Annotated in this window: 10 protein-coding genes; 5 read left to right on the plus strand and 5 right to left on the minus strand. The window is 70.4% G+C overall.

Annotated elements, in window-relative coordinates; all coding sequences use genetic code 11:
- Window positions 1-3: 3 nt before the first annotated feature.
- Complete coding sequence (locus VZQ01_RS43125; protein WP_223784462.1) at window positions 4-2,409, plus strand: endonuclease MutS2; 2,406 nt, start codon at window positions 4-6, stop codon at window positions 2,407-2,409.
- Between the two features lie 59 nt (window positions 2,410-2,468).
- On the plus strand, window positions 2,469-3,236 hold the full coding sequence (locus VZQ01_RS43130; protein WP_426746555.1) for an ATP-grasp domain-containing protein: 768 nt from the start codon (window positions 2,469-2,471) through the stop codon (window positions 3,234-3,236).
- 50 nt (window positions 3,237-3,286) lie between these two features.
- Here the strand turns inward: VZQ01_RS43130 and VZQ01_RS43135 are convergent, their stop codons facing one another.
- A complete protein-coding gene (locus VZQ01_RS43135) occupies window positions 3,287-4,852 on the minus strand; it encodes a hydroxymethylglutaryl-CoA reductase (RefSeq protein WP_426746556.1) in 1,566 nt (521 codons plus the stop codon).
- Window positions 4,853-4,911: 59 nt separating this feature from the next.
- Window positions 4,912-6,609: a phosphatidylinositol-specific phospholipase C domain-containing protein gene (locus VZQ01_RS43140; RefSeq protein ID WP_426746557.1), complete on the minus strand. Its 1,698-nt coding sequence runs from the start codon at window positions 6,607-6,609 to the stop codon at window positions 4,912-4,914.
- 135 nt (window positions 6,610-6,744) lie between these two features.
- Here VZQ01_RS43140 and VZQ01_RS43145 point away from each other — a divergent pair, with 135 nt between their 5' ends.
- Window positions 6,745-7,140, plus strand: a complete 396-nt coding sequence (locus VZQ01_RS43145; protein WP_223750014.1) for a VOC family protein — start codon at window positions 6,745-6,747, stop codon at window positions 7,138-7,140.
- A 10-nt stretch (window positions 7,141-7,150) separates the two neighbouring features.
- Here the strand turns inward: VZQ01_RS43145 and VZQ01_RS43150 are convergent, their stop codons facing one another.
- On the minus strand, window positions 7,151-7,615 hold the full coding sequence (locus VZQ01_RS43150; protein WP_223750015.1) for a tetratricopeptide repeat protein: 465 nt from the start codon (window positions 7,613-7,615) through the stop codon (window positions 7,151-7,153).
- 99 nt (window positions 7,616-7,714) lie between these two features.
- Here VZQ01_RS43150 and VZQ01_RS43155 point away from each other — a divergent pair, with 99 nt between their 5' ends.
- Window positions 7,715-8,296: a hypothetical protein gene (locus VZQ01_RS43155; protein WP_223750016.1), complete on the plus strand. Its 582-nt coding sequence runs from the start codon at window positions 7,715-7,717 to the stop codon at window positions 8,294-8,296.
- A 16-nt stretch (window positions 8,297-8,312) separates the two neighbouring features.
- Here the strand turns inward: VZQ01_RS43155 and VZQ01_RS43160 are convergent, their stop codons facing one another.
- On the minus strand, window positions 8,313-9,659 hold the full coding sequence (locus VZQ01_RS43160; RefSeq protein ID WP_223750017.1) for a sigma-54-dependent transcriptional regulator: 1,347 nt from the start codon (window positions 9,657-9,659) through the stop codon (window positions 8,313-8,315).
- 1 nt (window position 9,660) lies between these two features.
- Window positions 9,661-10,905 carry a sensor histidine kinase gene (locus VZQ01_RS43165; RefSeq protein WP_408890573.1) on the minus strand — a complete coding sequence of 415 codons (1,245 nt, stop codon included), beginning with the start codon at window positions 10,903-10,905 and terminating at the stop codon, window positions 9,661-9,663.
- Window positions 10,906-11,395: 490 nt separating this feature from the next.
- Between VZQ01_RS43165 and VZQ01_RS43170 the strand changes: the two genes are divergently transcribed.
- The gene (locus VZQ01_RS43170; RefSeq protein ID WP_223750019.1) at window positions 11,396-12,880 is read left to right on the plus strand and encodes a TolC family protein; all 1,485 of its coding nucleotides are present in this window, start codon (window positions 11,396-11,398) and stop codon (window positions 12,878-12,880) included.
- Window positions 12,881-12,882 lie beyond the last annotated feature (2 nt).

Raw genomic sequence — 12,882 nt, forward strand, 5'->3', positions numbered from 1 at the left:
CCCATGACCGTGCAGATATCCCAAAAGACGCTGGAAGACCTCGGATTCGCGGATGTGCTCCGAGCGCTGACGCAGCGGTGTCGGACGGAGCCAGGCCGGGAGCGCGTGCTCGCCCGCCCGTTCCTCGACACGGCCGAGCAGGTCTCGGAGGCGCTGGCCCTGGTGGGTGAGGCGCGAACCCTCTCCCAGGAGCAGTTCTCCCTCCCGCTCGGCGGCGTGGTGGACCTGCGCATCCACGTGGGCCACGCCGCCAAGGGCGGCACCCTGGAGCCCCGGCAGCTCATCGACGGCGCCCAGCTCCTGTTCGCCTTCGTGCGCACCCGCGAGGCCCTGGACGAGCGCAAGGAGCGCGTGCCCCGGCTGATGGACATCGCCCGGCGGCTGCCCCTGCTGGAGTCGCTGGCCCGGCGCATCGACCAGTGTTTCGAACCGGACGGTGAGATTTCGGACCGGGCGAGCCCGGAGCTTCGCGAGGCCCGCGACAGGGCGCGCGGCCTGCACCGTCGCATCAAGTCGCGCCTGGACGAGATGCTCCACGACCAGGGCTTCGTCGCCAAGCTGCGGGAGAACTACTACACCCTGCGCAATGGCCGTTACGTGGTGCCGGTGGTGTCGAACTACCGCGCGGAGGTGGACGGCATCGTCCACAACGCGAGCCAGACGGGCCAGACGCTCTTCATGGAGCCGCAGGCCATGGTGGGGCTGGGCAACGACCTGGCCATCGCGCAGTCGGTGGTGTTGGAGGAGGAGCGGCGGGTGCTCCAGGAGCTGAGCCAGCTGCTCGGCCGGGAGGCGGACCGCATCCTGGAGGGCCTGGAGGCGGTGGCGGAGCTGGACGAGGTGGAGGCGGTGGCCATCCTCTCCTCGGACCTGGACGCGACGACGCCGGAGTTCGCGGGCGTCACGGAGCTCCAGTTGCGGATGCTGCGCCACCCACGCCTGGTGTTGCGAGGCACCGAGGTGGTGGCCAACGACGTGACGCTCAACGGCGGGGCGAAGGCGCTCATCGTGTCCGGCCCCAACGCGGGCGGCAAGACGGTGACGCTGACGGGCGTGGGGCTGTGCGCGCTGATGCTGCGCGCGGGCCTGCCGATTCCGGTGGGCGAAGGCTCGCGGATGCCGCTGTACCGCTCGGTGCACTCGACGGTGGGCGACTCGCAGGACCTGGCGCAGGGCCTGTCGACGTTCAGCGCGCACGTGGTGATGCTGCGCGACATCATCGCGGAGGTCGGCGAGGGCTCGCTGGTGATGATCGATGAGATCGCCGCGGACACGGACCCGCGCGAGGGCGCGGCCATCGCCATCGCGGTGCTCGAGGACCTGCTGGCCAAGAACGCCGTGGCCCTGGTGACGACGCACCTGGAGGAGCTCAAGGCGCTGGCGCACATGGACCCGCGCTTCCTGAACGCGCGGGTGGGCTTCGACTCGAAGCGCATGGCGCCGACGTACCGGCTCCAGATTGGCGCCGCGGGACAGTCCTCGGCCATCGAGGTCGCGGCGCGGGTGGGCCTGCCCCAGAGGGTGTGCGAGCGCGCCCGTGAGCTGACGATGAACGCGGGCGGTCCCCTGTCGCAGGCCCTGGCGGCGGCCGAGGAGGAGCGGCGCAAGCTCTCCGAGGAGCTGGAGAAGGCGCGGGTGGCGGCGAAGGAGGCCGAGGCGCTGCGCGTGGAGCTGGAGAAGCAGAAGCAGACCTTCGAGCGCGAGCGCCGCGCGAAGATGATGCAGTTCAACGAGGACGTCCACGCGGCGAGCGAGCTGGCGGCGACGGAGGTCCAGAAGCTGCTCACGAAGCTGCGCGCCGAGCAGAACGAGAAGGCGCTGTCGGAGGCGCGGCAGCAGTTGCTGCAGCGGGCCGAGGACGCGCAGAAGCGGGCCCTGGCCGCGAGGGCGGAGCTGTTCCAGGTGGAGGCTCCGGCGCCGGTGAACCTCAAGGTCGGCGCGTGGGTGCACCACTCGGGGCTGGCTCGGGATGTGGAGATCCTCGAGCTGGCGGATGGGCACGCGGTGGTGTCCGCGGGCGGCGCGATGAAGATGCGGGTGCCCACCTCGGAGCTGTCGGGCTCTCGCACGCGCAAGCCGCAGCAGGCGAAGTTCCCGGAGCGGCAGAAGCAGGATGCGGCGCTGAAGCGCGCGTCCACGGCGGCGGGCGCGCCGGTGGACGCGATGAACTTCCGCTGCGACGTGCGCGGCATGCGCGCGGACGAGGCCCTGGCGGAGGTGGAGTCCTTCCTGGACCAGGGCATGCGCAGCGGTGAAGAGGCCGCGCTCATCGTCCACGGACATGGCACGGGCGCGCTGAAGCAGGCGCTGCGGGACTATCTGGCGAACTCGCCCTACATCCGGATGTATCGCCCGGGAGAGAGCCACGAGGGCGGCGACGGCGTCACGGTGGTCGCGCTGCGCTCCTGAGTCAGGCCCCGTGGAGCCCGAGCGTCCCCGGCGCTCGCGGTTCCACGGAGGGCCATGTCATGCACTGGGTCGTTCAGGACAACCTGTTCAACGAGCGCGGCTTCCACGAGCTGCTGCGGGTCCTGGAGCGCGGCGGCATTCCGCACACCCTGGTGAAGGTCATTCCGTTCGACGGGAGCGTCGAGCCCACCGTCGACGTGGACGGGCACGTCATGGTGATGGGCTCGTTGAGCCTGGCCCGGTACGCGCGGCGGCGCGGATGGACGCCAGGGGCGTTCATCAACGAGCGGTTCGACTTCCGCGTCTGGCGCGAGCACCTGGGGGAATTCCTCCTGAACGGGGACGCGCGCGTCTGCCGGTTCGCCGAGGTGCCTCGCCAGGAGGGCGCGTTCTTCATCCGCCCCTGCCTCGATGACAAGGCGTTCTCGGGGATGGTGGCGCGGTGGGAGGACTTCGAGCCCTGGCGCGAGCAGGTGTTGCGAGTGGGCGACACGCCGCAGCTCACCGCGGAGACCTGGGTCGCCGTGAGCGAGCCTCGTCGCATCCAGAGCGAGTACCGGATGGTGGTCGTGGATGGCCGCGTCGTCACCGGGACGCGCTACAAGCTGGGTGACCGGGTCTTCTCCTCGTCGGAGGTGGAGCCGGACGTATGGACCTTCGCGCGGCGGATGGCGGCGCGGTGGGGGCCGGACAGGGCCTATGCCCTGGACATCTTCGTCCACGAGCACCGGCCCCACGTCGGGGAGATCAACACGCTCAACGCCGCGGGCTTCTATGCCTACGACGTGGGGAAGATGGTCGACGCCATCGAGTCGATGCCGTTCTGAGACGATGGAGACAGTAAGGCGCCGGCCTCTCGCGAGCGGCCGGCGCGCCCTCAGTGATGTCGCCCCAGGCTCTCGTGGCTCGTCACCCACTCCTCCGAGCCCAACGCGGAGGCCACCGCGCAGGCCAGCGACAGCTCCCCCGCGAGCACCACGCCAGCGACAATCTCCGCGAGCCGACGCACCTTGCCTCGCCCGAAGCAGTCCATCAGCTCCAGACACTCGCGCTGCGTGGGCAGCCCCGTGCCACCTCCGTGTGTTGCCAGCACCAGCGACGGGAGCGTGATGGAGGCATGCAGGTCGCCCTCCGGCGTCTCGTCCATGTACAGGTCGCCCGCGGCCGACTCCGCCAGCGTCGCCACGTCCTGGCCGGTGGCGATGAACAACGCCGCGAGCGCGTTGGCGGACTGACACCCGTTGTTGTGCGCCCCCGCGAGGCTGGAGCCCTCCGCGCTGACCCGCTGCAACAGGACGACCTGCTGCACGGAGGTCCGCATCTTCTCCAGCAACAGCGCCTTGGGTACCACCACCTCCGCCGTCACGCGCTTGCCCCGCGTCTGGAGGATGTTCAGCCGTGACGACTTCTTGTCGGTGGAGACGTTCCCATCCAGGAAGCTCGCTCGGATGTGCGGATACTGCTCGCGAATCCAGAGCAGCGCCGCGAACGTGGCCTTTCCCACCATGTTCTGGCCCGCCGCGTCCCCCGTCGCGAAGTTGAACCGCACGAAGACGAACCGGTGGAGCTGATACGTCTCCAGGCGCAGCAACTTCGCCACATGGCTCGTCGCCTCGGCCTGCTCCGCGATGGCGGACTCGTTCGCTCGCAGCCACCGCGAGAAATCACGCCCCGCCCTCGCATCGTCGAACACGAAGACCGGCGCGCGCTGCATGGCATCCTCCAGCACCGTACAGCGGGCTCCGCCACACGCGTTGAGCAGCTTGATGCCCCGGTTGTAGCTCGCCACCATCGCGCCCTCCGTCGTGGCCAGCGGAATCAGGTACGGACCGTGGGCGTACTCTCCCTGGATGATGAGCGGTCCCGCGAGGCCCAGCGGGACCTGCGCCACCCCGGTGAAGTGCTCACACGCGTTCCTCGCATGCGCGGGCTCGAACGAGGGGCTCGACACATGGCTCAGCCGCGTCCCAGCCCACTGCTCCGCGTGGGCCCGCCGCGCGCGGACGACCCCCTCGGCGAAGTCGTCATCCGGGGCGCGCGGAATCCGCCCATCCGCCTCCGGATGCGGCTCGTCGATGACCTGGGTCACGTCCGCGCGGATGACGCCATGAACCCCACACTCGAGCTCCAGCTCGACGCGGTGCTCCCCCATCGCGAGCGGCGGAATACCGACCCGGAGCCACACACGCCGTTGTCGCTCGAAGAGGAACGGACACCGGGACGACAGGTCCACACCGGGCCACACGGCCCCCTCCTCGGGGACCAGGACGATGTCCTCCAGCGGAACCTCGCGCCCGTTCACCCGCACCACCCCCACCCGGATGAGCTGGAGGTCCGCGACCTGGTTCGTCAGCGAGACCTCCACGGCTCCACGTCGATTCCTGAGACGCGGCCCCAACACCATCGGGGCCACCCCATCCAAGCCGGTGCCTTCGTTGCTCATGTCCCCTCCCACCGGGAACATGATTCACGTGCTCACCGCCGACCACGGCCCCGGGTCCCTTAGCGTGAGACAGCGAGCGAGGAGATGCGATCATTCCACGGCCCGCCCGCCACCGAGTCGACACTGTCGATGCTGGAGGACGTGCTGAAACACCGTCCAGACATGAACGCATGCTCACACAGCGTCGCCTGATATGAGCCGAGCACCGTCACGGAGCTGGTGACGTCGTTGAAGCCGAAGTCCCCCAGGTTGCCGACACTCGACGTGAGCCGCATCACGTTGCCCTCGTGGCCCCCGTGCTCGTGCAGGTACACGCCGTCCCCCGCCGAGTACCCCTGCACCGCATACGTGTAATCACCCGACGACGTCTTGTAACCACGACCGTAGTCCGAGTACGCCCAGTTGCTCAGGCCTCCCGGTGAGCGCTTCACCACCACGGACCAGAGCTGGAACGGAAAGCGCGCACTCAGCCGGCCATGGAGCTGCGTGGCCCGATCTCCCGCGCCGCCAGAGAGGCTCCCGAGCTGCCCGTTCACGTAGCTGGCGAGATACGCGGGCCCCACCACGCTCGTCACCGTGCGCGTCGTGAAGGCCAGGTGCGTGTACTCATCCATGGAGTCGGACTGGAGGAACGCGCCCTCGTAGTGCATCCAGCCGCCCCACTCCCGCTTCAGCGCCAGGATGTGCCAGTACCGCCCCGGCGCCGCGTTCTGGAGGAACGCCCGCGTCCCGCGCCACCGGGCCTCGGCGTCACCGCCCACCGTGTGCGCGGTGTTCCGGAAGATGATGCCGAAGTCCGGAGGGAGCGCCGCGCTGCTCGGCAGGAGCCGCACGTTGAGCGCGAGGATGGCGTCAATCAGGCCCGCCCCGGGGAAGTCCATCATCAGGATTCCCGCGCGCTGCGCGTACCCGCCCACCAGGTGGTCGATGGCGAAGTCGTTCACCCCGCGATAGCCGATGCCCAGGACGTTGATGCCGCCCGCGACATGGAGCGGATGCGCCATGGCGGAGGCGCCGCTCAGGAAGTTCACGAACAGCTTCGACGGCGCGCCACCCTGCGTCCGGTCCAGGTGCGCCCGGACCTTGTTCCACTTGTCGTCGATGTCCGCGAGCTGCGACACGGTCCAGTCATCCTGGAGCTCCAGCGCCCCCCAGGGGATGCCGTAAGCGCCCCCCGCGAAGTCGTCCAACACGACGATGCGCCCGCGCACCTCGCCCAGCGTGGGCACATGCGAGCCTCGCCAGAGATACGGACTGTAGGCCGGCTGGTCGCGATACCACTCGAAGGTCTGGTTGAAGCTCCGGGTGATGTCCTCCTCGGTGTGCTCGCGCTTCACGCGCATCACCACCGTCTCGGTGGGGTTGTCGCTCAGGAACTGGATGGTGGTGCGCAGGACGTCATCGAAGTTGACGTGCAGGTACACCACGCCGTGATGGATGGTGAACCGGTCGCCGATGTGTCGACACCGGATGTCCAACGCGCGCACGCCCGCATCCAACTGCTTGCGCAGGTCCAACGACTGCGTCTGCGTCAGGCTCCCGCCATACGACTGATACGCCATGGTGTCGTGCGTGCCGGGGATGGACAACGACGCGAGGCTCGTCGAGTTCGACACCCAGCTCATCCACGAAGGATGGGTCGTCTCGATGCTGCCGGAGTCGTTGTAGTAGCGCCCTCGCGCGAGCGCGGAGGGGGCCGCCGCCACCAGCCCCACCGCCAGGGACACGAAGATGTGACGCAGACGCAGGACTGACATGAAGCCCTCGACAAGGATGAGCGATAAGCCGCAAAAGCAGCATAACACTCAAAACGCTATCCAGGCGGGAAGGCAGGCGCCCGGCACTCCGGGAGGAGCTTGTCGAGGGAACGGGCGGGTCCACACCGTACGGGCATGCTCCAGCTCGACCACTTCGGTTTCGTGACGACGGACCTGGACGCGAGCGTGCGCTTCTACGAGGCGTGCCTGAAACCGCTTGGCCTGGGCGTCCTGGAGCGCGGGGAGGGCTTCGTCATCTTCGGCACGGACGCGAAGTCGCCGTTCCTCTGGGTGGGCACGTTGCGGCCATCGACCTGGACGGCCGAGCACGCGCCGGCGCGCAGCCCGCTCCACCTCGCGTTCTCCACGAAGGAGCGCGAGGTGGTGGACGCCTTCCACCAGCGGGGCCTCGCCGCGGGAGGACGGAACAACGGCGCCCCCGGTGTCCGCGAGGGCGGCTTCTCCTACTACGCCGCCTTCCTGTTGGACCCGGACGGCAACAACATCGAGGCCTGTGTCCGGCTGACGTGAGGCCCTGGCCTCAGCCGGGGGACTGTCCCGACAACACGCGCTCCAGCGCCGCCGCCTGCTCCCGCTGGTCCGCGTCCGCGCTCCGGCTCGCGGGCTTCAGGTGAGCCTTCGCCCGCTCCGGGTCCGTCTTGGCCAGCGCCATGGCCATGCAGAGGTTCGCCCTGGGGTGGTCGGGCTGCGCCGCGAGCACCGGCGCCAGGACCTCCGCCGCGCGCGCGTCCTCGGTGCGCTCCAGCAGGGCCATCGCCAGCTCACACGCGGCCTCGGGGTCCGAGGGCGCCTTCGCGTGAACCAACTCCAGGAGCTGCACGGAGCGCTCCCGCTCGCCCGTCACATCCAGGGCCCGCGACAACGCATGCATCACCTTCACGTCTCCGGGGGCCTCGCGAAGCGCGGCCTCCAACAGGCGCGCCGCCTCCCGCCCATCCCCCGCCTCCAGCCGAGCCACTCCGTCTCGATACAGGTCCGCGCCCACGTGCTCTCCTTCTCACAATGCGATGCGTCAATCCCACCCGCGCAACTTCCACCCTACAAATTGCGACAACCCGAGAGAAGCTTTCCCCCGGGTCCCTTCATGCTCGTTCGCAACGCTCCCGTCGCCCCCCGCCGCCAGACGCCCTCCGCCTCGGAGGCTCCGGCCTCGGAGAAGGCCCAGAACACGGCCCTGGTCCGTCCGAACACCGAGGACACCTTCACGAAGGGCACGGCCGCCACGGCGCGCGTGGGCAAGGCGCCCGCCGGAGACCACGGCAAGCTGATGACGGAGTACCTCACGGGTGCCCGTCCTCCTCCGGCCGACTTCGAGAAGGTCATGGGCTACAAGCCCTTCGCCATCCAGACGAAGCACGGTCAGCGCATGCAGGACCCGCACGGCTCCGCGTCCGCGCCCGGCAAGATTGGACCGGACAAGGAGTTCGACCCCGCGGCGAAGACGCACGACTACGGGTACGACCTGCTGCGCTACTTCGACCGCAAGGGCACGCCCCTGAGCGGCGACGCGCGCAAGGCCGCCGACGCGCTCTTCCGCAAGGACCTGTTCGACTACGCCAATGACCAGAAGGGCTTCGGCGACCGGCTGAAGTACCGCACGTGGGCGCAGATCTACGCCACCGCGGTGGAGCTCAACTCCCGCGTGCAGGGCTACGGCCCTCCGTGAGCCGCGCCCCGCGGCGCTACTGCATCCCGTAGCGCCGCAGCTTGTCGTAGAGCGTCCGCAGGCCGATGCCCAGTCGCTGGGCCGCGCGCTTGCGGTTGCCGCCCTCGTCCGCGATGGCCTGCTCGATGGCCATCCGCTCCAGCTCCTCCAACGTCTTGTCCGGCAGCCGCGCTCCCACCGCCGGCGTCGGCGTGGACGTCGGCGCGCTGGTCGGGTCCAGCCACAGGTGACGCGACTCCACCACCGCGCCGTCCGCGAGGATGGCCGCGCGCTCCAGTGCATTGCGCAGCTCCCGGACGTTGCCCGGCCAGGCGAACGACTCCAGCCGCTCCGACGCCTCCGGTGACAGCTTCAACCCCGGACGTCCCAGCTCCTCGCCGATGCGCCGCAGCAGCAGCTCCGCCAACGGCCGCAGGTCCTCGCGTCGCTCGCGCAGCGAGGGCAGCCGGATGGGGAACACCGCCAGCCGGTGGTAGAGGTCCTCGCGGAACTCGCCGTGCGCCATCATCGTCTTGAGGTCACGGTTGGTCGCCGCCACCCAGCGCACGTCCGCCTCCAGCGTCCGCGTCCCACCCACGCGCTCGAAGCGCCGCTCCTGCAAGACACGCAAGAGCTTCGCCTGCAGCTCCGCCTTCAGCTCGCCCACCTCGTCCAGGAAGAAGGTGCCACCCTGGGCCAGCTCGATGCGCCCGCGCCGCTGCGCCACCGCGCCCGTGAACGCGCCCTTCTCGTGGCCGAACAGCTCGCTCTCCAACAGCGTCTCGGTCAACGCCGCGCAGTTGACCGCGATGAACGGCCCCTCGGAGCGCTCGCTCCACTGATGCAGCGCGCGCGCCGCCACCTCCTTGCCCGTGCCGCTCTCCCCCACCAGCAGCACCGTGGCCTGCGTGGGCGCCACCTTGCGCAGCGCCTCCACCACCGGGCCCATCGTCGGCGCGCCCCAGCTGAGCACCACCTCGCTCGTGGACTGGCGCGCCTCCGTCTTCAGGTTGAGCAGCGCGCGCCGCTCCAGCGCCCGCGCCACCGTCAGCCGCAGCTCCGCGGGACTGCCCACGGGCTTGAGCAGGTACTCGAACGCGCCGGCCTTCATCGCCGACACCGCGCTCTCCACCGAGCCCACCGCCGTGAGCACGATGACCTCCACGTCCGGCTGCTCCTCGCGCACCTTGCGCAACAGCGTCAGCCCGTCCATGCCCGGCATGCGCAGGTCCGTGACGAGCAGATCCACGCCCTGCTTCGACAACAGCCGCGCGGCCTCCTCGCCGTCGGCCGCCGTCGTCACCGCGTGGCCCTCCACCTCGAGCGCCTCCGCGATGAACGAGCGCACGCCCTCTTCGTCATCCGCCACCAGGATGCGCGCCATCTCAGGTCCCCCTCGCCGGCACGGTGAGGCGGAACTCCGCGCCTCCCTCCGCGTGCGTCCTCGCGCTCACCGAGCCCCCATGCAGCTCGACGATGCGGCGGGTGATGGCCAGCCCCAACCCCACGCCCCGCAGGCGCCCGGTGACGAAGGGCTCGAAGATGCGCTCCTCGTCGCCCTTGGGGATGCCCGGACCATGGTCCCTCACCGTGAAGACGAGCGCCGGCCCCTCCTGCGCCACCCCCACCTCCACGCGCTGCCCCGCGGGGCTCACCTGCACCGCGTTGCGCAGCACGTTCTCCAGCGCCTGCTGGAAGCGGCCCGCGTCCAGCTCCACCTTCTCGTGGCCCGGCAGGTACCGCGCCTCCACGCTCGACTCACCCGTGGCCTCCACCGCCGCGCGCAGCACCTCGTTGGGGTCCGTGCCCGAGCGGCGCAGCTCGCCGCTGCGCACGAAGTTCAGCAGGTCGTTCATCAACTGCTCCAGCCGCACCGCCTCGCCGACGATGCGGTCCGCCTTGGGACGCAGCACCTCGTCGCGCTCCACGCGCTCGGCCAGCAGCTGCGCATGCCCCTTGAGCGACGCCAGCGGGTTTCGCAGTTCGTGCGCCAGCACCGCGGACATGGTGCCCAGCGCCGCCAGCCGACGCCCACGCTCCAGCTCCGCCGCCAGCGCCTCACGCTGCGCCAGCGAGCGCGAGAACGCGAACGCCAGCCCCAGGATGCCCATGCATGACACCGCGGCCACGAACAGCAGCCGCTGTGAGCGCTCCTTCAACTCCAGCGCCGTGACGGGCTCGAAGTCGTAGCCGATGCGCAGGTTGCGGCGAGGCTCCTGCGAGACAGGAGGCTCCACCATCGGCGGCGTCCCGCTCACGGCGGGCGGGCCGTCCGGCGGCCTCGGCTTGCGCAGCCGGTGGATGAAGCGGCCCCGCCCCTCCTCGAAGCGCAGCTGCGTGCCGTCTTCGATCTTCCCCAACGAGCCGACACCCGCCGAGGCGAGCACCTGCCCGTCCTCGACGATGGCGACGTAGCGCAGCCCGCCCTCCTGGTGGGTGTTCAGGAAGGCCTCCAGCGCCTGCTGGCTCGGCACGCCCGTGCCCTCCCGGAAGGCCTCCACGCCGGCGAGCATCAGCACGTTCGCCATGCCGCGCACCACCAGCGAGGACGACTCCAGCGCCGAGCGACGGATGAACACGACGGCGGACAGCAGCACCGCGCACATCAGCCCGGCCGCCACCCAGGGCATCCAGGGACCCCGCGGTCTCCAACGGGCCGGGCCACTCATCGACGCGGCCCTCGCTCCGGGTGTCTTCCACTCCATGCGGCTCCTCCACTCGCTGCGAACTCTGCATCCAGGATGCGGAATCCGCACTCCCTTCCGTCACGACGTGGCGCCGCGTGGGCTCCTCCTTGCTTGAACGCTGCCGAGCCCATCTGTCTCTCCCCGAGGGTTGGGGGTGGCGCCCGAGCCGGGTCACCACCTCTCTTCGAGACTCTGTTGTGCAAGCACGAGGCCCATGGCCCCATCCCCCGATGACGAGCCGCGTCGAGCGCATGCGGAATCCGCACCCCACCGGCGACTCCCGCAGTCGGTGGAGACATTTTCCATGTGATTCCGCAGGGTTGAAATGTGGCAAGGTGCATGCAATCGACCCTGCCTGGGAACGCCGGAGCGCCAGGAGCGCACCGGCCTGCAACGGGACATGGCGGCGATGACGATGCTCCGGAAAGCGTGGTTGAAGAGGCGGCCCCAGCGGCTGACGGCGCTGACCCTGGGGATGCTCGGCGTGGTGGTGGTGCCCGGTACGGGTCTGGCGGGCGCGACGAAGGGCGCCGCGCTGTTGCCGGGTGATGCGCCCACGAAGGTCGCCCTCCTGGGCCTCGCCCAGGCGGGCGTGGTGCCCGCGCCGGCGGAGACCGCGGCGCCTCCGAAGGAGCCGAGCGCTCCGAGCGAGGCGGTGCCCACGGACCTGGGCGTCACCAGGCAGGCCCAGCCGGAGGTGCCCAGCGTCTCGCTGGAGGAGGCCATCGCGCGGGCGCTGAAGACGAACCCGGCGGTGGCGCAGTCCGAGGGCAACGTCACCAACGCGGCGGCGGCCGAGCGCAGCGCCGTGGGCGCGTACATCCCCACGCTGTCGGCGAGCGCGAGCGGCTCGCTCTCCAGCACCCAGCGCGTCGAGCCGGTGACGGGCGCGGTCATCAACGGCTCGGCCGACAACTACAGCGCGGGCCTGTCCACCGGGTGGAACGTCTTCACCGGCGGCCAGCGCAGCGCCACGCGCGAGCAGACCAAGGCCCAGTCGGGCGCGGCCTCCGCGCAGCTGAGGGCGCAGCGCGCCAGCGCGGTGCTCGAGGTGCAGCGCGCGTACTACGAGGTCCTCCGCGGCACGGGCCTGGAGAACGTGGCGCGCTCGCGCATCGAACGGGCCCGGCAGAACGAGGAGGCCGCGCAGCGCCGGTTGGCGGTGGGCTCGGCGACGCGCTCGGACCTGCTGCGCGCGCAGCTGGACCACACCACGGCGCGCGATGCCCTGCGCACGGCGGAGACGCAGCGCGCCTCCGCGGCCCTGGCGCTCGGACGGCTCATCGGCGCGGAGGGCGCGGTGGAGGCCAAGGGCACGGAGAACCTGGACCCGAAGCCGCTCGCCGTCTCCGATGAGACGCTGGTGTCGGACCTGGAGGCGCAGGCCCCCGCGGTGCTCGCGGCGGCCTCCACGCTGAGCGCCTCCGCGGCGGGCGTGGACGTGGCCAAGGCCACCTACCTGCCGACGGTGCGCTTGTCCGCCGGCTACGATTGGTTCAACCAGGACCCGAGCTTCAATGGCGGCAGGACGAGCTGGAACGTCCGGCTGGGACTCTCCTACCCCATCTTCGACGGCTTCCTGCGCGAGGAGCGCGTGCAGCGGGCGAAGACGGCGGAGGTGGTGTCGCAGGTGCAGCTCGCGGACACGCGGCGCGCGGTGCGCACCGGTGCCCACCAGGCGCTCAACCAGCTGCGCCTGTCCGCCGACCGCATCGGCCTCTCCGAGCAGTCGGTGGAGGTGGCGCGCGAGGACCTGAAGGTGCAGGAAGAGCGCTACCGTCTGGGGGCCACCACCATCCTGGAGCTGCTGACGTCCCAGGAGAACCTGGTCCAGGCGGAGATCAACCTCGTGTCCTCGCGCTTCGACTATCGCATCGCGCACGCGGAGCTGGAGGCGCTCGCCGGGAGGCAGCTGTGACG

Source organism: Myxococcus faecalis, from assembly GCF_050039385.1.
GTDB lineage: Bacteria > Myxococcota > Myxococcia > Myxococcales > Myxococcaceae > Myxococcus > Myxococcus fulvus.

Excerpts from the sequence above, each read along its gene's own strand:
- VZQ01_RS43125 (WP_223784462.1), top strand. The coding sequence starts at position 4 with ATGACCGTGCAGATATCCCAAAAGACGCTGGAAGACCTCGGATTCGCG.
- VZQ01_RS43130 (WP_426746555.1), top strand. The coding sequence starts at position 2,469 with ATGCACTGGGTCGTTCAGGACAACCTGTTCAACGAGCGCGGCTTCCAC.
- VZQ01_RS43135 (WP_426746556.1), bottom strand. The coding sequence starts at position 4,852 with ATGAGCAACGAAGGCACCGGCTTGGATGGGGTGGCCCCGATGGTGTTG.
- VZQ01_RS43140 (WP_426746557.1), bottom strand. The coding sequence starts at position 6,609 with ATGTCAGTCCTGCGTCTGCGTCACATCTTCGTGTCCCTGGCGGTGGGG.
- VZQ01_RS43145 (WP_223750014.1), top strand. The coding sequence starts at position 6,745 with ATGCTCCAGCTCGACCACTTCGGTTTCGTGACGACGGACCTGGACGCG.
- VZQ01_RS43155 (WP_223750016.1), top strand. The coding sequence starts at position 7,715 with ATGCTCGTTCGCAACGCTCCCGTCGCCCCCCGCCGCCAGACGCCCTCC.
- VZQ01_RS43160 (WP_223750017.1), bottom strand. The coding sequence starts at position 9,659 with ATGGCGCGCATCCTGGTGGCGGATGACGAAGAGGGCGTGCGCTCGTTC.
- VZQ01_RS43165 (WP_408890573.1), bottom strand. The coding sequence starts at position 10,905 with ATGCCCTGGGTGGCGGCCGGGCTGATGTGCGCGGTGCTGCTGTCCGCC.